General features: G+C 63.9%; 13 protein-coding genes. 8 read left to right on the top strand and 5 right to left on the bottom strand.

Annotated elements, in window-relative coordinates; genetic code table 11:
* Positions 1 to 111: 111 nt before the first annotated feature.
* Entirely contained in the window at positions 112 to 1602 is a 1491-nt protein-coding gene (locus J4P02_RS12190; RefSeq protein ID WP_426190452.1) for an NCS1 family nucleobase:cation symporter-1, read from the bottom strand.
* Between the two features lie 620 nt (positions 1603 to 2222).
* Between J4P02_RS12190 and hydA the strand changes: the two genes are divergently transcribed.
* From hydA to preA, 3 genes are all read left to right on the top strand, one after another.
* Complete coding sequence (gene hydA, locus J4P02_RS12185; protein ID WP_426190450.1) at positions 2223 to 3662, top strand: dihydropyrimidinase; 1440 nt, start codon at positions 2223 to 2225, stop codon at positions 3660 to 3662.
* Positions 3663 to 3874: 212 nt separating this feature from the next.
* On the top strand, positions 3875 to 5242 hold the full coding sequence (locus J4P02_RS12180) for an NAD(P)-dependent oxidoreductase (protein WP_426190448.1): 1368 nt from the start codon (positions 3875 to 3877) through the stop codon (positions 5240 to 5242).
* On the top strand, positions 5243 to 6532 hold the full coding sequence (preA, locus tag J4P02_RS12175) for an NAD-dependent dihydropyrimidine dehydrogenase subunit PreA (protein WP_426190446.1): 1290 nt from the start codon (positions 5243 to 5245) through the stop codon (positions 6530 to 6532).
* 106 nt (positions 6533 to 6638) lie between these two features.
* Here preA and J4P02_RS12170 read toward each other — a convergent pair whose 3' ends face one another.
* Positions 6639 to 7259: a TetR/AcrR family transcriptional regulator gene (locus tag J4P02_RS12170; protein ID WP_426190444.1), complete on the bottom strand. Its 621-nt coding sequence runs from the start codon at positions 7257 to 7259 to the stop codon at positions 6639 to 6641.
* 229 nt (positions 7260 to 7488) lie between these two features.
* Here J4P02_RS12170 and J4P02_RS12165 point away from each other — a divergent pair, with 229 nt between their 5' ends.
* The 3 genes from J4P02_RS12165 to copD are packed head-to-tail and all read left to right on the top strand — an operon-like array spanning position 7489 to position 9203.
* Positions 7489 to 7923, top strand: a complete 435-nt coding sequence (locus J4P02_RS12165; RefSeq protein WP_426190442.1) for a GNAT family N-acetyltransferase — start codon at positions 7489 to 7491, stop codon at positions 7921 to 7923.
* Between the two features lie 32 nt (positions 7924 to 7955).
* Complete coding sequence (gene copC, locus J4P02_RS12160) at positions 7956 to 8324, top strand: copper homeostasis periplasmic binding protein CopC (protein ID WP_426190440.1); 369 nt, start codon at positions 7956 to 7958, stop codon at positions 8322 to 8324.
* Positions 8325 to 8327: 3 nt separating this feature from the next.
* On the top strand, positions 8328 to 9203 hold the full coding sequence (copD, locus tag J4P02_RS12155; RefSeq protein ID WP_426190438.1) for a copper homeostasis membrane protein CopD: 876 nt from the start codon (positions 8328 to 8330) through the stop codon (positions 9201 to 9203).
* A gap of 174 nt (positions 9204 to 9377) precedes the next feature.
* Here the strand turns inward: copD and J4P02_RS12150 are convergent, their stop codons facing one another.
* Together J4P02_RS12150 and J4P02_RS12145 are read right to left on the bottom strand one after the other, a co-directional pair.
* A complete protein-coding gene (locus tag J4P02_RS12150; RefSeq protein ID WP_426190436.1) occupies positions 9378 to 10511 on the bottom strand; it encodes an HlyD family secretion protein in 1134 nt (377 codons plus the stop codon).
* On the bottom strand, positions 10508 to 12163 hold the full coding sequence (locus J4P02_RS12145) for an MFS transporter (RefSeq protein ID WP_426190434.1): 1656 nt from the start codon (positions 12161 to 12163) through the stop codon (positions 10508 to 10510). Before J4P02_RS12145 ends, J4P02_RS12150 begins: the two co-directional genes overlap by 4 nt.
* 185 nt (positions 12164 to 12348) lie before the next feature.
* Here J4P02_RS12145 and dapF point away from each other — a divergent pair, with 185 nt between their 5' ends.
* Positions 12349 to 13143 (top strand): diaminopimelate epimerase, encoded by a 795-nt coding sequence (gene dapF / locus J4P02_RS12140; protein ID WP_426190432.1) that lies wholly within the window; start codon positions 12349 to 12351, stop codon positions 13141 to 13143.
* Positions 13144 to 13155: 12 nt separating this feature from the next.
* Here the strand turns inward: dapF and J4P02_RS12135 are convergent, their stop codons facing one another.
* Positions 13156 to 14640, bottom strand: a complete 1485-nt coding sequence (locus tag J4P02_RS12135; RefSeq protein WP_426190430.1) for a DASS family sodium-coupled anion symporter — start codon at positions 14638 to 14640, stop codon at positions 13156 to 13158.
* Positions 14641 to 14942: 302 nt separating this feature from the next.
* Between J4P02_RS12135 and J4P02_RS12130 the strand changes: the two genes are divergently transcribed.
* Positions 14943 to 16565, top strand: a complete 1623-nt coding sequence (locus tag J4P02_RS12130; protein WP_426190427.1) for a HAMP domain-containing methyl-accepting chemotaxis protein — start codon at positions 14943 to 14945, stop codon at positions 16563 to 16565.
* The last annotated feature ends 45 nt before the right edge of the window (positions 16566 to 16610 follow it).

The following is a 16610-nucleotide window of genomic DNA, read 5'->3' as shown; positions in this document are numbered from 1 at the left end:
CTGTTCGGTGCCCTTCTGTGGCAGCGAGCTTGTTCGCGATTGGCCGGCAGGCATTACGCACTCTCCAGAGAGACGACGTTGTTTGTACGTTCATCGCGAGCAAGCTCGCGCCTACAAGGTCGGGGTCTTGGCGGTCAGGCCCTGCGCGCTGCGCATCGTGCACAGGCCGTAGTAGATCAACCCGCCCAGGGCCGAGCCGGTGAACCAGCCGTAGCTGTAGAACCAGTTGAAGGCGCTGCTGCCCAGGGACATCAGGGTCAGCGCCACCGGCACGCCGAAGGCGATGAAACCGTGCCAGTTCCACGCCGGGTAGACGTCGTCGCGGTACAGGCCGGCCAGGTCCAGGCGCTGTTTCTTGATGATGAAATAGTCCACCACCATGATCCCGGCAATCGGCCCCAAGAGGCTGGAGTAGCCCAGCAACCAGTTGGAATACACCGTCTCCAGGCTGACGTCGGACACCAGCAGGCCAAGCTTCTTCAGCAGTTCATGGCCCATCAGCCCCAGCCCCACCAGGCCGGTGAGGATCACCGCGGTGGTGCGGCCGATCAGCTTCGGCGCCAGGTTCTGGAAGTCGTTGGTGGGCGAGACGATATTGGCCGCGGTGTTGGTGGACAAGGTGGCGATGATGATCAGCGCCATGGCCAGGGCCACCCAGCCCGGGCTCTGGATATGGCCGATCAGGCTCACCGGATCGGAGACGGTAACCCCCACCAGCTTCACCGAGGCGGCGGTCATCACCACCCCCAGGGCGGCGAACAGGAACATGGTCAGCGGCAGGCCGAAGATCTGCCCGAGGATCTGGTCCTTCTGGCTTCTGGCATAGCGGCTGAAGTCGGGAATATTCAGCGACAGGGTGGCCCAGAAACCCACCATCGCCGTGAGCCCGGCCATGAAGTAGCCGGTGACGCTGGCCCCCTCGGGGCGCTTGGGCGGGATTGCCAGCAGCTCGGTCAGGGACACGCTGGGCAATGCCCACGCCAGAAGCCCGATACCCACGGCCACCAGCAGCGGCGCGGAGAGGGTTTCCAGCCACTTGATCGATTCGGCGCCGCGCAGCACCACCCACAGGTTGAGGGTCCAGAAGAGCATGAAGCCGATCACCTCGCCGGTGCCGCCCAGGGCCTTCCAGCCCTCGAAGATCGACCCCAGGAACAGGTGGATCGCCAGCCCGCCGAACATCGTCTGGATGCCGAACCAGCCGCAGGCCACCAGGGCGCGGATCAGACACGGCACATTGGAGCCGATGATGCCGAACGACGAGCGCAGCAGCACCGGGAACGGAATGCCGTACTTGGTGCCGGCAAAGGCGTTGAGGGTCAGGGGAATCAGCACCACGATATTGGCCAGCAGGATCGCCAGCAGCGCTTCGCCGACGCTGAGGCCGAAATAGGCGGTCAGCACCCCACCCAGGGTGTAGGTGGGCACGCAGATCGACATGCCGATCCACAGCGCGGTGATGTGCCATTTGTTCCAGGTGCGCTCTTGGACCTGAGTGGGTGCGATGTCGTGGTTGTAACGGGGGCTGTCGAGTACGTCGCTGCCGGCGTCCAGCTCGTACAAGCCTTCGCGCTCGGTCACCTGGGATCTGTTCTGTTGCATGGCCGCTCCACTGTTGTTCTGATTATTTTGCTCATCAGGCGGCGCACCCGAGACTCGGACGCCGGACGATGGCCGGAGAACTTACGACTTCCACCCTCCGGCCCATCGATCTGCGGCGACACTCAATAAAGATGCCAACGACTTGCACGATCGCTTCGGCACAGCGGGCAGAATCCATGTAAACAACTGATGTCATTCAGTTTTACGCACTTAACTTGCACGTCCTCGGTTAGTTGCCAATTCACTCAGGCAAGGTGTTTGGCAAGTTGTCCGTTCGGTCAGGACCCAAAGCGGTGCATCTTTATTTTCAGGACTGTTCCCAGGACTTTTAAGTACCTCCTCAAGCGGCTGATTTGTCATAGGAAATCTCGACTATTTTTCGATCCTGTCAAGTGCGTCAAAATGGTGAAAGGCTGCACCACTTTGCGGATTCATAATTTTTATCCTTATATTTCAATGAATTATATTTAACATAAGCTTATGAAAAATATTCTTGCTGTTTCCTGGAACTGCGACTAGCTTCTAATCCTGACACCGCTGACAGGATTCTTAAGTTATCAGCGCGTTCAATAAAAAAGTTAGAACCGGCACCAGTCGGTCATGCCTGCGAGGAACTCGGAATGTCTCTGTTGATCCGTGGCGCCACCGTTATTACCCATGATGAAAGTTACAAGGCCGATGTTCTTTGCGCAGAGGGTGTGATTCGCGCCATCGGCAACAACTTGGATATTCCCGCTGGCTGCGAAGTGCTCGATGGCAGTGGCCAATACCTGATGCCCGGCGGCATCGACCCCCATACCCATATGCAACTGCCCTTTATGGGCACCGTGGCCAGCGAAGACTTTTTCAGCGGCACCGCGGCGGGCCTCGCCGGGGGCACCACCTCGATCATCGACTTCGTGATTCCCAACCCCCAGCAGTCATTGCTGGAAGCCTTCCACCAGTGGCGCGGCTGGGCCGAGAAATCCGCCAGCGACTACGGTTTCCACGTGGCCATCACCTGGTGGAGCGAGCAGGTACGCGAGGAAATGGCCGAGCTGGTGCAGCACCACGGCATCAACAGCTTCAAGCACTTCATGGCCTACAAGAATGCGATCATGGCCGCCGACGACACCCTGGTGGCGAGCTTCGAGCGCTGCCTGGAGCTGGGGGCGGTGCCCACGGTGCACGCGGAAAACGGCGAGCTGGTGTATCACCTGCAACGCAAGCTGCTGGCCCAGGGCATCACCGGGCCTGAAGCCCATCCACTGTCGCGGCCCTCGCAAGTGGAAGGCGAAGCCGCCAGCCGGGCGATCCGTATTGCCGAAACCATCGGCACGCCGCTGTACCTAGTGCACGTTTCGACCCAGGAAGCCCTGGATGAAATCAGCTATGCCCGGGGCAAGGGCCAGCCGGTGTACGGCGAGGTACTGGCCGGGCACCTGCTGTTGGACGACAGCGTGTACCGCGACCCCGACTGGCAGACCGCCGCCGGCTATGTGATGAGCCCGCCCTTCCGCCCCCGCGGCCACCAGGAGGCCCTGTGGCGCGGCCTGCAATCGGGCAACCTGCACACCACCGCCACCGACCACTGCTGCTTCTGCGCCGAACAGAAAGCCGCCGGCCGCGACGACTTCAGCAAGATCCCCAACGGCACCGCCGGCATCGAGGACCGCATGGCGGTGCTCTGGGACGAAGGGGTGAACAGCGGGCGCCTGTCGATGCAGGCATTCGTCGCCCTGACCTCCACCAACACCGCGAAGATCTTCAACCTCTACCCACGCAAGGGCGCGATCCGCGTCGGCGCCGATGCCGACCTGGTGCTCTGGGACCCCAACGGCAGCCGCACCATCTCCGCCAAGACCCACCACCAGCAGGTGGACTTCAACATCTTCGAAGGCAAGACCGTGCGTGGCGTGCCCAGCCACACCATCAGCCAGGGCCGGCTGGTGTGGGTCGACGGCGACCTGCGGGCCGAGCGTGGCGCCGGGCGCTATATCGAACGCCCGGCCTACCCGGCGGTGTTCGAGCTGCTGAGCAAGCGCGCCGAGCAGCATCCGCCGACGGCGGTTAAACGCTGAGACCGGGGACCTTGCCCCCTATCGCGAGCAAGCTCGCTCCTACATAAAAACATGCCTCTGTAGGAGCTGGCTTGCCAGCGAAGGCGCCCGAAAATCCCCTACAGGACTCATGGGCCTCTTCGCCGGCAAGCCGGCTCCTACGGATGTGGGTGACCCCAGCTACAGAAAATGCCCGTCAGAGGCAGCCGCTAAAAAACCGTGAGGTCAAAACCATGATCAAGACCTTGAACCACTTGCCCCACCCGACCCTGGACAGCGCCACCCTGGCCGGCCACTTCACTGATCTGGCACCACCGCTCAACGCCCGCCAGGCCCACCTGGAAGCCTCGCGCTGCCTGTATTGCTACGACGCGCCCTGCATCAACGCCTGCCCCAGCGAGATCGACATTCCCTCATTCATCCGCAATATCCACACCGATAACATCCAGGGCGCGGCGCAGAAGATTCTTTCGGCCAATATCCTCGGCGGCAGCTGCGCCCGGGTCTGCCCCACGGAAATCCTCTGCCAGCAAGCCTGCGTGCGCAACCACGCCCAGGAATGCGCACCGGTGCTGATCGGCCTGCTGCAACGCTATGCGCTGGACAATGCGCACTTCACCCAGCACCCGTTCCAGCGCGCCGCGTCCAGCGGCAAGCGCATCGCCGTGGTGGGTGCCGGCCCGGCAGGTTTGTCCTGCGCCCATCGCTGCGCCCTGCACGGCCATGAAGTAGTGATTTTCGAAGCCCGGGAAAAAGCCGGCGGCCTCAATGAATACGGGATCGCCAAGTACAAGCTGGTGGACGACTTCGCCCAGCAGGAGCTGGAATTTCTCCTCGGCATCGGCGGCATCGAGATCCGCCACGGGCAGAAACTCGGCGCCAACCTGAGCCTGACCGAGCTGCACCAGCAGTTCGACGCGGTGTTCCTCGGCCTGGGCCTGGCCGCCAGCAAGCAGCTGGGATTGGCCAACGAAGACGCTCCCGGGCTGCTGGCCGCTACCGACTATATCCGCGAGTTGCGCCAGAGCGCTGACCTCAGCCAGTTGCCCCTGGCCGACCGCAGCATCGTTATCGGCGCCGGCAATACCGCCATCGATATGGCGGTGCAGATGGCCCGCCTGGGGGCTCGGGAGGTCAACCTGGTGTATCGCCGGGGGGTGGAGGACATGGGCGCCACTGGCCATGAACAGGACATCGCCAAGGCCAATCAGGTACGCCTGCTGACCTGGGCCGCCCCCGAGCAGGTGCTGCTGGACGATCAGGGCCGAGTGCGCGGCATGCGTTTTGCCCGCACTCATCTGCTGGAAGGCCGCCTGCAGAACACCGGCGAAACCTTCGAGCTGGCGGCCGATGCCATCTTCAAGGCCATCGGCCAAGGTTTTGACCAGGCTGCGCTAAGCGACCCGCTGGCCCGGGAACTGCAACGCTCGGGGGAACGCATCGCCGTGGACGAGCAACTGCGCACCAGCATTCCCGGGGTCTACGCCGGCGGCGACTGTGTCAGCCTCGGCCAGGACCTCACCGTGCAGGCGGTACAACACGGCAAGCTGGCCGCAGAAGCCATGCATGCCCGACTGATGCTCAACCAGGAGGCTGCATAAATGGCCGATCTGTCGATTGTATTTGCCGGTATCAAGGCCCCCAACCCGTTCTGGCTGGCCTCCGCCCCCCCCACCGACAAAGCCTACAACGTGGTGCGCGCCTTCGAGGCGGGCTGGGGCGGTGTGGTCTGGAAAACCCTCGGGGAGGACCCGGCGGCGGTCAACGTGTCGTCGCGCTACTCGGCGCACTTCGGGCCCAACCGGGAAGTGCTGGGCATCAACAATATCGAGCTGATCACCGACCGCTCACTGGCGATCAACCTCGAGGAAATCACCCAGGTGAAGAAGGACTGGCCCGATCGGGCGCTGATCGTGTCGCTGATGGTGCCCTGTGTCGAAGCGTCGTGGAAAGCCATCCTGCCCCTGGTGGAAGCCACCGGCGCCGACGGTATCGAGCTGAACTTCGGCTGCCCCCACGGCATGCCGGAACGGGGCATGGGCGCGGCGGTGGGCCAGGTGCCGGAGTATGTCGAGCAGGTGACCCGCTGGTGCAAGACCTACTGCTCGCTACCGGTGATCGTCAAGCTGACGCCGAACATCACCGATATCCGCATGGCCGCCCGCGCGGCCCATCGCGGTGGCGCCGATGCGGTGTCGCTGATCAACACCATCAACTCCATCACCAGCGTCAACCTGGAGCGCATGGTGGCCCAGCCCATGGTGGGCAGCCAGAGCACCCACGGCGGCTACTGCGGCTCAGCGGTGAAGCCGATTGCCCTGAACATGGTGGCCGAGATCGCCCGTGACCCGCAGACCCGCGGCCTGCCGATCTGCGGCATTGGCGGCATCGGCAGCTGGCGCGATGCCGCCGAATTCGTGGCCCTGGGCTGCGGCGCGGTGCAGGTGTGCACCGCGGCGATGCTGCATGGCTTTCGCATTGTCGAGGAGATGCAGGACGGCCTGTCGCGGTGGATGGACAGCCAGGGCTACCACAGCCTGCAGGACTTCTCCGGGCGCGCGGTGGGCAACACCACCGACTGGAAGTACCTGGACATCAACTACCAGGTGATCGCCAGGATCGACCAACAGGCCTGCATTGGCTGCGGTCGTTGCCATATCGCCTGCGAAGACACCTCGCACCAGGCCATTGCCAGCCTCCGCCAGGCCGACGGAACGCATAAATACGAGGTGATCGACGACGAATGCGTAGGCTGCAACCTGTGCCAGATCACCTGCCCGGTGCAGGACTGCATCGAGATGGTGCCCCAGGACACCGGCAAGCCGTTTCTCGACTGGCAGCACGATCCGCGCAATCCCTACCGCGAGCCAGCTACAAGCGGCAAGCAATAGAAGCAGCTGCAAGCTGCAAGCTACAAGCTACAAGCCAGGAGCCAGAGGTCTGAGGCTCCTGACTTGCTTCCACTTGCAGCTTGAAGCTTGAAACTTGCCGCTGCCCCTAGGGCTCTAGGCCGATCCCCCGCAGTATCACGCTGGTGACGGTCTGCACCGCCCGTTCGAATTGCAGGTCCGACAGGGGCTGGTGGTCGTTGAGGATCAGCACCTGGTGGTCGAAGTCGGCGTAGTGCTGGGTCGAGGCCCAGATCATGTACAGCAGCGCCGACGGCTCCACCGGCAGGATGCGCCCGTCTTCGACCCACTGGCGGATCTTCGCTTCCTTCATCTTCGCCCAGTCGTACAGGCTGGCATCCAGGGTTTCGCCCAGGGTCGGCGCGCCGAGGATGATCTCGTTGGCCCAGACCTTGGAGCCATAGGGGCGGCTGCGGGAATGCTGCATCTTGGCGCGGATATAGCTGCTGAGCACCACCCGCGGGTCGTCGAACATCTCGAAGCACAGGGCGTCCTGCTTCCACACGTCCAGCAGGTCCATGAGCACGGCGCTGTAGAGTTCGTTCTTGGTGCTGAAGTAGTAATGCAGGTTGGAACGCGGCAGTTGCACTTCTTCGGCGATGTCGGCCATGGCGGTGCCGGCGTAGCCCTTTTCGGCGAAGACCTTCTCGGCCCCCAGGAGGATCTTTTCCACGTTGCTGCGACGAATCTCGATCTTGTGATTGCCCATGAGGGCTCCTACGAAAACAGTCTGCGGCAAGACTAGCATCCGTGCTGGCCGCGAGCTTGAGCTTTCGCAGGCGTGTGCTATTGGGTAGGATCGGCCTCCCGCTCATTTGCAGCAGTCACTGCGGTGCTCCGTCCAGGCGTTAACTCGCGACACGGGCATACAGGTCTCTGCCCGAATGCCGGCCCCACTCCTGCGCCGGCCATCTGTCCTGTTACCGATGGAATAACTTATGAAGATCCGCCCTCGCGTCGCCGCGGACGACGCCCTGCTTGCCGCGCTCTGGGAGCGTTCGGTACGCGCCACCCATGATTTCATCAGCGAAGACGATATCCAGCGCCTCTACCCCCTGGTGCGCGACAGCTACCTGCCGGCCCTTGACGTGCTGGTCTGGGAAAACCCCGATGCCAGCCCCGCAGGCTTTATCGCCAGCGACAAAGACACCGTGCAAATGCTGTTTATCGAACCGGCCCAGCGCGGCCAGGGCATCGGTCGCCAGTTGCTGGACCGGGTATGCCGCCCGGGCCTCAAGGTCGATGTCAACGAGCAAAATCCCCAGGCCCACCGTTTCTACCGTCATTACGGTTTCGTCGACTGCGGTCGCTCGGCCACCGATGGCGAAGGCCGGCCGTTTCCCATTATCCATATGCAGTTGCAAGATCGTTGAGCCCTACTCTCTCTTTTAAAGGTATCCCTGCCATGACCCTGAAAAACCTCTTCACCACTTCGGCCCTGCTCGGCTCCCTGCTGGCCGCCTCCTCGGTATTCGCCCACGCCCATTTGAAGGATTCCGCGCCGGCCGCCGACAGTAGCGTCAGCGCTCCCCAGGAACTGCGTCTGGTGTTTTCCGAAGGTGTGGAAGCGGCCTTCACCCGGGTCGAGCTGAGCAAGGACGGTGCACCGGTGGCGATCAAGAGCCTGACCAGCGCAGGTGCGGACAAGAAGACCCTGATCGTCACCCCGGCCAGCGCGCCGCTGAGCGCCGGCGAGTACCAGGTGCAATGGCACGCGGTGTCGGTGGACACCCACAAGAGCGAAGGCCGCTACAGCTTCAAGGTGAGCCCGTAAGCCATGGCGTCATGGCTGGTGCTGTGCCGCTTCGTGCATTTCAGTGTGCTGCTGAGCCTGGTCGGGACCTGGGTGTTTCGCCGGCTATTGCTGGGATGCGAGACCCAGCAAGGCCCCTATAAACAGCTGCATCTGCAGTTCGATCGGCTCGGCCGCTGGTTGACCTCGATCGGCCTGGGCAGCGGCCTGCTGTGGCTGCTGTTGATCAGCGCCAGCATGGCCGGTTCCTGGTCGGCAGCGCTGGACTCGACGACCCTGCAGCTGGTGCTGGGCCAGACCTTCTTCGGCCAGGTCTGGAGCGGGCACCTGTTGCTCAACCTGCTGTTGCTGGGGCTGCTGCTGACGCCCCAGGGCCGGCACCTGCCACTGCGCCTGGGGCTGGGCGTTCTGCTGCTGGCGACCCTGGCGCCGGTGGGTCACGGCGCCATGCTCGACGGCGTGCAGGGGCAGTTGCTGATGCTCAATCAGTTCCTGCACTTGAGCTGCGTGGGCCTCTGGCTGGGCGGTTTGCTGGTGCTGCTGGGGGTCGTGCGACAACCGCTGGCGGGTTCGCTGGAAGCACTGCTGCGACGTTTCAGCGGCGTGGGTTACGGGCTGGTCAGTGGCTTGCTGGTCACCGGCTTGATCAATGTGCGGGTGCTCACCGGGCAATGGTGGCCGACCCCGCTGTTCAGCGGTTTTGCCCTGATCCTGCTGATCAAGGTGCTGCTGGTGGCGGGCATGCTGGGGCTGGCGCTGTTCAATCGCCTGCGCATCAGTGGCTGCGAGCGGCGCCTGTCGAGCTTGCGCCGCAGCCTGCTGCTGGAATGGTTACTGGGGCTGGCCGCGGTGGCGGCAGTGGCCCTGCTGGGCACCTTGCCGCCGATGCAGGCGGTGTAGAGGCGATGCACGTCTTTCTGGCCTCTTCGCTAGCGGGCCACACCCAGCCCTGTAGGAGCTGGCTTGCCAGCGAAGGCGTCGGTATGGGCGACATCAGTCTTACGGGCCTCTTCGCCAGCAAGCTGGCTCCTACGAAAAGCGCCGTTACAGGTCAGACCCAGCTCCTAGGGTTCGTTAGTCAGGGGTGGCGCGGGTATCGATGCTGACCACCACCGACAGCCCCGGGCGCAGTCGTTCCAGCTCCTGCTGGCCCGGGTCGACGCTGATCCGCACCGGCACCCGCTGGGCAATCTTGACGAAGTTGCCGGTGGCGTTGTCCGCTTGCAGCAAGGCGAACTCGGCGCCGGTGGCCGGGGAAATACGCTGCACCTTGCCAGTGAACTTGCGGTGGTTCAGGGCATCCACGGTGAAGCTCACCGGCTGCCCCAGTTGCACCTTGTCCATCTGGGTTTCCTTCATGTTGGCGATCACCCACAGCTGCTCCGGCACCAGGGCCATCAACTGCGCCCCGGAGTTGACGTAGGCCCCCAGGCGCACGCCGATCTGCCCCAGCTGGCCATCTCGCGGGGCGAGGATGCGGGTGTTGGACAGGTCGATCCGCGCCAGTTGCACCGCCGCTTCGGCACTGGCCACCGCCGCTTCCAGGGAACCGCGATTGACGATCACCGTTTGCAGGTCCTGGCGGGCGATGTCCAGTTGCGCCTGGGCCTGGGCCACCGCCGCCACGGTCTGGGCATTGGCCGCGCGGGCCACATCCAGCTCACGCCGGGACACCGAACCGTCGGCGATCAAGGCTTGGTTGCGTTGCAGGTCGGCGGCGCTCTTGCGCGCCTGGGCCTGGCTGTCGGCCAGAGCTGCCTGGCGCAGCTTGATCGTGGCCTCGGCGCTGTTGCGCTGCTGCAGGGCATTGGCCAGGGCGGCCTTCTGCACCGCCAGCTGGGCCAGGGACTGGTCCAGGCGCTGCTGGTAGATGCGGTCGTCGAGGCGCACCAGCAGGTCGCCGGCCTTGACCTGCTGGAAGTCCTGCACCGGCACCTCGAACACATAGCCACTGAGCTGCGGACCGATGATGGTCACCTGGCCGCGCACCAGGGCATTCTCGGTGCTTTCGATGGCGCTGGAAAACGGCGGCAGCTGCCAGGCATAGAGCACGATCAGCACCCCGGCCAGGGCAATGGCGGCAAAGCCCAGGGCGGAAATGATCCGCACCGCCAGCGGCCGCGGCTCGGTGGCGGGGATGCTCGGTGGGCCATTGGGCTCGGGGCTCGAGGCAATGGCATTGGTGGTGGGGTTCACGGGTTCGCTCATGAGGTCGGGGCACCGCTGGGTTGAACGGGAGCCTGGGGCGCAACGGCGCGGGTGGTGCTGAGCAGCCACAGGCTACGAATGAAGATCCAGGTCATGGTCAGCACGGCAATCACCGCGATCAGCATGAACACATCGTTATAGGCCAGCACGTTGGCCTCGCGGGTGGCCGCCGCGGCCAGGCTGCGCATGCCTTGCAGGGTGCGCAGGTCGGGGTCGGCGATGACCTTGCCATAGGCCGCCGCACCGCCCTGCACCCGGGCCAGTACCTGGGGGTCGAGCAGGGTCAGCTGCTCGACTATATGGCTGGAATGGTACTTCTCGCGGACGATCTGGAAGGTGCCGAGCAAGGCCGAGCCGATCAACCCGCCGAGGTTCTGGCAGATGCCGAACAGCACCGAAAAACTGACCAGGTTGCGCGGATTGGTCAGCACATTGCGCGTGCCCAAGACCATGGTCGGGCCGAGGAAAAAGGTGCCGCCGAAGGCCAGCAGGAACTGGCTGACATACATGTTGGCCGGGCGCGTGAGGTTGCTGGAGAAGCTGTCCATCACCGAACCCACGGCCATCAGCGCCAGGGAAATGATCAACGGCATCAAGAGGTGCGCCGGGTTGATGGTCAAGGCGCTGGTGGCCAGCCCGGCGATGCTGCCCAGCAGCATCACGCCATACAGCAGGCGCATCTGCTCGCTGCTCATGTTCAGCGCCTGGAGAAAGCCCACGGCGCCGGTGGACTGCTCCGAAAGCACCATGCGAATCAGGATCACCGCCAAGCCCAGGCGAAGCATCACCCCGCTGCCCAGCCAGCGGGTCATCAGCATCGGGTTGCTGCGGTTATGTTCGATGCACAACCCGGCCAGGATCAGCACAATGGCGCCGGCCGAGGCGTAGCCGATCCACGGCGCTTCCAGCCACCAGTCGATGCGCCCCAACGACAGCACCGCGCACAGCAGCGCCACGCCACTGGCCAGCAGGGCGAAGGTCAGGAAGTCGAGTTTCTCGAAGGTGCGGAAGCGATCCCCCGGTGGCAGCTTGAGCATGAACACGCAGCCCAGGGAGGTCAGCGCCAGGCCCAGCTCGAACAGGTACAGGCCGCGCCATTCGGCGATTTGCAGCAGGTCCTCGGAAAACAGTCGGGCCAGGGGCAAGGCCAGTTGCGAAGTGCCCAACCCCAGCACCAGGGCCTTGAGCCGCCATTTCGCCGGGAACGCCTGGACCATGTAGTACAGCCCCAGGGAACTCAGAGCGGCGCCGACCATGCCATGGGCCGCACGCACGGCGATGGCCGAACTCAGGTCGTTGACGAACAGATGGCCGAAGGTCACCAGGGCATAGAGCACCAGGAACACCTCGGTAAAGGCGCGCAGGCCGAACTGCTGGCGAAACTTCACCAGCAGCAGGTTCATCGACACATTGGTCATCACGTAGGCCGCCGGCAGCCAGGCCATTTCCGCCGTGGTGGCGCCCAGCGCACCCTGCAGGTACGGCAGGTTGGCGATCACCAGGGAGTTGCCCAGGCCGCCGGTAATCGCCACCAGCAAACCCACCAGTGCATAGGCCAGGCGCTTGTGGCCAGGGTGCAGCGGCGTCGAGGGCGAGCCGGGCAAGCTGGGCTTTTCGTGGGGCTGCCAGTTGCGCGGGGCGTAGTGATCCATGCCGTGACCTTGTGCTGTGCCCGGCGCGTAGTCGCGCCCGGTGATGTGCCCTGAGTGTCGCAGCGCCCGCGCACTGGCGCCGCGGCGATACCCGATAAGTGAATATTATTTTAAGGCGCTGGCGCCGCGCCTGTTTTTTTCGTCATCCTGCACCCTGCCCCAAGCCTGCTGCCCATGGAAAACCAATGTCCCTGAACTTTGTGAAGATGCATGCCAATGGCGATGACTTCGTGCTGATCGATGTGCGCGGTCGCAGCAACCCGCTGGATGCCGAACGAATCCGTGCCCTGGGCGACCGCCACCGCGGCATAGGCTTCAATCAGCTGGCACTGCTGGGCGACTGCGAGGACGCCGCGGCGCAACTGACCTTCTACAACGCCGATGGTTCCAGCCTCGACACCTGCGGCAGCGCCACCCGCGGCGCCGCCGACCTGCTGCTGCGGGAAAGCGCCGCCCGTTCAGTGTGGGTGCGAACCGCCCGTGGCCTGCAACAGTGCTTGCGCCTGGACGACGACACAGTGTCGGTGGAAATGGGCGAGCCGCACTTTCATTGGCCGGCGATTCCCCTGGCCCGGGATCTGGACAGCCTGAACCTGCCGCTGCCGGGGTTGCCGGCGGCGTGCAGCATGGGCAATCCCCATTGCAGTTTTTTTGTCGATGACCTGGAGCCGTTGGATATCGCCAGCCTGGGCCCGCGGATCGAGCACGACCCGCTGTTTCCAGAAAAAACCAATGTGCATTTCATCCAGGTGCTGGACCGCCGCACCATCCGCCTGCGGATCTGGGAACGCAATGGCGCGATTCCCTTGGGCTCCGGTTCCTGCTCTTGCGCCGCGGCGGTCAACGGCATGCGCCGCGGCTTGCTCGACAGCCAGGTACAGGTGCTGTGCGACGGTGGCCCGGTAACGGTGAGCTGGGACGGCCAGGGCAAGGTGCGCCTGGCCGGCAGTGTGACCCGGGTGTTCAGCGGCTGGTTGTAGCGGCCGGCGCCGCTAGATCCAGCCCAGCCATTGCCACCAGGTGACGGCGAACAGCAGCATCAGCAGGTAGCCGATCAGCGTCACCAGCAGCCCGACCTTGGCGAACTGCCGGGCATTGAAGGTCTCGGTGCCCAGGCAGACCATGTTCTGCGGCGCGTTGATCGGCAGGATGAACCCATAGCTGACGACAAACCCCAGCAGCATGCTCATGCCCAGGCGGCTGAAATCCCCCGGCAGGGTTTGCAGCACCGCGATCAGGATCGGCAGCAGGGCCGAGGTCAGCGCCGTGGCACTGGCAAAGCCCAGGTGGATCAGGATCAGGAACGCCGCGAGAATCGCGAACACTGCCAAAGGCCCCACCTGGTCGAGGCCGGTATGGGCCACCACCTGGGTGCCCAGCCACTGCCCGGCCTGGGTACTGAGCAGCGCCGAACCGAGACTGATGCCGACCCCGAAGACAATCACCGTGCCCCAGGGAATCCGCGACTGCACATCCTTCCAGGTCATGATGCCGATTCGCGGCAGCAGCAGGATCACCAAACCGGCGTAAGTGGTGGTCGTGGTGTCGAAGGGATGCAGCTTGCCCTCGGTGCACCAGGCCGCCAGCAGCATCAGGGAGACCGCCAGCAGGCGCTTCTGCGGCCCGGTCATGGGCCCGAGATCGGCCAGGGACTGGGCCACCGCAGCCTTGCCCCCGGGGATGCTGTCGGTTTCCGGAGGCAGTAGCTTGAGCACCAGCCACAGCAGCACCAGGGACATGATCAGCGCCCAGGGCGCCCCGGCAATCAGCCAGTCGAGCCAGGCCACGCGCTGGCCGAGCATCTTGTCCATGAAACCCAGGGTCAGCAGGTTTTGCGCGGCGGCGGTCTGGATGCCGACGTTCCAGATGCTGGTGCCCTGGGCCACCACAATCATCAGCCCGGCGGCGATATTGGAGCGTTTGTCGACGCCGAACGCGGCGATCACCCCCATCATGATCGGCACCACGCAGGCACTGCGGGCGGTGGCACTGGGCACCAACAGGCTCAGGAGAATGGTCACCGCGATGGCCCCCAGCAGAATGCGCCGGGTGCTGGTGCCAACCCGGGACAAGGTCACCAGGGCGATGCGTCGGTCGAGACCGGTGTGGGTCATGGCCGCGGCGATAAACAGCGCGCCGGTGACCAGGGCCAGGGCCGAGTTGGAAAATCCGGTAAGGGCCAGGCTGATGGCCGCCGAGCTGCCATAGAGCTGGGCCGGGTCGTGCAGGGTCGGCGCGCTGCCGATCAGCAAGGCCATCAACGCGGTGATCATGATCGCGCTGGCCTCATAGGACACCGCTTCGCTGATCCACACCACCACCGCAAAGGCCAGGATCGCCAGCATCCGCTGCCCCGCCACGGGCAGGTCGGCGGGCAATGGCAGCAGCAGTACCGCGACCATGGCCAGCACGGCGATCAGCAATCCAATCGGTAATACGGTCTTGGCCGTGGGCGCCGTTGTCAGAGGCGTATTCATGGGCCTGCTTCCTTCTCCATTGGACAGGCCACAAGCATCGCGCAAAACCCCGGGAAGCCTGTTGATAAGGGTCAAGCCTGGGGGGTTGCAGCACTTTCGCCGAGGTATTCAAGGGTGGCTAAAGCCCCCCTTTCAACGCTCCTACGCGCGCCCAACTGCGGTGCAGGATAGACGCAAACGATTGGCAGAAATATTTTTTTACATCTCTACAGATTTTTCATCTGCTTAGGATCAGAGTGCTATCAAGGCGACAAGGAGTCGAAAAGAAATTGGCCGTATCACTCCAACTGCAAGGTGCCTTTATGGTGACAAGAAATTTGAAGCTGACTTCCAGGGCGCTGCTGAGCTTTGGCGCCATCTGTGTATTGCTGATCGGTCTGGGGGGACTGGCACTGTGGAAAATGGGACAGATTCACGACGCTGCGCTGGACCTGCAAAGCAACTGGCTGCCCAGTGTCAGGCAAGCCACGAAAATCGAATCCGGCACCTTGCGCGTGCGCCTGGAAGCCCTGCACTACGCCACTGAAAACGAATCGCAGAAAGCCGCTTCACTGGACAATCTGGGCAGCCTGAAGAACAGCCTGGCCCAGGCCATCAAGGACTACGAGCCGCTGGTTTCCAGCAGCGAGGAAAAAGCCACCTACGAGCAAGTCAAGCGCGGCGCCCAGGACTACCTGGACAAGCTCGCGGTGCTGATCGAGTCGAGCAAGACCAACACCGCGCAACAGACCGCTGACTACATCAACCAGGTCACGGTGCCCCTGGCCAACACCTTGCAGAGCGCCATCGAGGCGCTGATCGCGATCAACGAGAAAGGTGCCGAGCACTCGGCGGTCCAGGCCGGCGAGCAGTTCAATACCGGCCTGACCCTGACCTCGGCGATCATCGTCCTGGCCATTGCCTTGACCATGCTGATCGCCACCCTGTTCACCCGCAGCATCACTCGACCGGTGCTGTCACTGCTGGCCACCACCCGCAAGATTGCCGACGGCGACCTGCGCGCCCAAGTGGAAGTCAGCGGCCAGGACGAGCTTACCGACCTGCAGCAATCCACCCAGGCCATGCTCGACAGCCTGAAATCCACCATCCGCCATATCGCCGATTCCTCGACCCAACTGGCCTCGGCCGCCGAGGAAATGAGCGCGATTACCCGCGAGTCCAACGCCGGCATCCAGCAACAGAGCATGGAGACCGACCAGGCCGCCACCGCGGTCAATGAAATGACCGCCGCAGTGGAGGAAGTGGCGCGCAATGCGGTGTCCGCCTCGCAGTCGACCCAGGCTTCGGAGCGTTCCGCCGGGCTGGGCAAGGAGCGGGTCGAGCAGACCATCCACGCCATCGAGAAACTCACCGGCACCGTGGAGAACACCCGGGTGGAAATGGCCGGCCTGGCCCAGCAGGCCCAGGACATCACCAAGGTCCTGGACGTGATTCGGGCGATCGCCGAGCAGACCAACCTGCTGGCGCTGAACGCCGCGATCGAGGCCGCGCGGGCCGGGGAACAGGGCCGCGGTTTTGCCGTAGTGGCCGACGAGGTGCGGGCCCTGGCCCATCGCACCCAGCTCTCGACCCAGGAAATCGAGCAGATGATCCAGGGCATCCAGAACGGTTCGAGCAAGGCCATGCTGTCCATGCAGCAGAGCAGCGAGGACGCCAGCCAGACCCTGGCCATCGCCCATGAGGCCGGCAGCGCCATCGGCCATATCACCCAGGCCATCAGCGAAATCAACGAACGCAACCTGATGATCGCCACCGCCTCGGAGGAACAGGCCCAGGTGGCGCGCTCGGTGGACCAGAACCTGATGAGCATTCGCGACCTGTCGCTGCAAAGCTCGTCCGCCGCCAGCCAGACCTCCATCGCCAGCAGTGAACTGTCCACCCTGGCGGTAGGTCTGAACAAGCTGGTGGCACGCTTCTCCCTGTGAGACGGGCCCAGGCCCGTAAGGCAGTCAGGTAGAAAAACGCTGGTG

This window comes from Pseudomonas sp. NFXW11, from assembly GCF_049887815.1.
GTDB lineage: Bacteria > Pseudomonadota > Gammaproteobacteria > Pseudomonadales > Pseudomonadaceae > Aquipseudomonas.
This window is presented reverse-complemented; position numbering and strand designations above follow the sequence as displayed.

Bases quoted from the DNA above. Each gene is read 5' to 3' on its own strand.
- J4P02_RS12190 (WP_426190452.1), bottom strand. From the start codon at position 1,602: ATGCAACAGAACAGATCCCAGGTGACCGAGCGCGAAGGCTTGTACGAG.
- hydA (WP_426190450.1), top strand. From the start codon at position 2,223: ATGTCTCTGTTGATCCGTGGCGCCACCGTTATTACCCATGATGAAAGT.
- J4P02_RS12180 (WP_426190448.1), top strand. From the start codon at position 3,875: ATGATCAAGACCTTGAACCACTTGCCCCACCCGACCCTGGACAGCGCC.
- preA (WP_426190446.1), top strand. From the start codon at position 5,243: ATGGCCGATCTGTCGATTGTATTTGCCGGTATCAAGGCCCCCAACCCG.
- J4P02_RS12170 (WP_426190444.1), bottom strand. From the start codon at position 7,259: ATGGGCAATCACAAGATCGAGATTCGTCGCAGCAACGTGGAAAAGATC.
- J4P02_RS12165 (WP_426190442.1), top strand. From the start codon at position 7,489: ATGAAGATCCGCCCTCGCGTCGCCGCGGACGACGCCCTGCTTGCCGCG.
- copC (WP_426190440.1), top strand. From the start codon at position 7,956: ATGACCCTGAAAAACCTCTTCACCACTTCGGCCCTGCTCGGCTCCCTG.
- copD (WP_426190438.1), top strand. From the start codon at position 8,328: ATGGCGTCATGGCTGGTGCTGTGCCGCTTCGTGCATTTCAGTGTGCTG.
- J4P02_RS12150 (WP_426190436.1), bottom strand. From the start codon at position 10,511: ATGAGCGAACCCGTGAACCCCACCACCAATGCCATTGCCTCGAGCCCC.
- J4P02_RS12145 (WP_426190434.1), bottom strand. From the start codon at position 12,163: ATGGATCACTACGCCCCGCGCAACTGGCAGCCCCACGAAAAGCCCAGC.
- dapF (WP_426190432.1), top strand. From the start codon at position 12,349: ATGTCCCTGAACTTTGTGAAGATGCATGCCAATGGCGATGACTTCGTG.
- J4P02_RS12135 (WP_426190430.1), bottom strand. From the start codon at position 14,640: ATGAATACGCCTCTGACAACGGCGCCCACGGCCAAGACCGTATTACCG.
- J4P02_RS12130 (WP_426190427.1), top strand. From the start codon at position 14,943: ATGGTGACAAGAAATTTGAAGCTGACTTCCAGGGCGCTGCTGAGCTTT.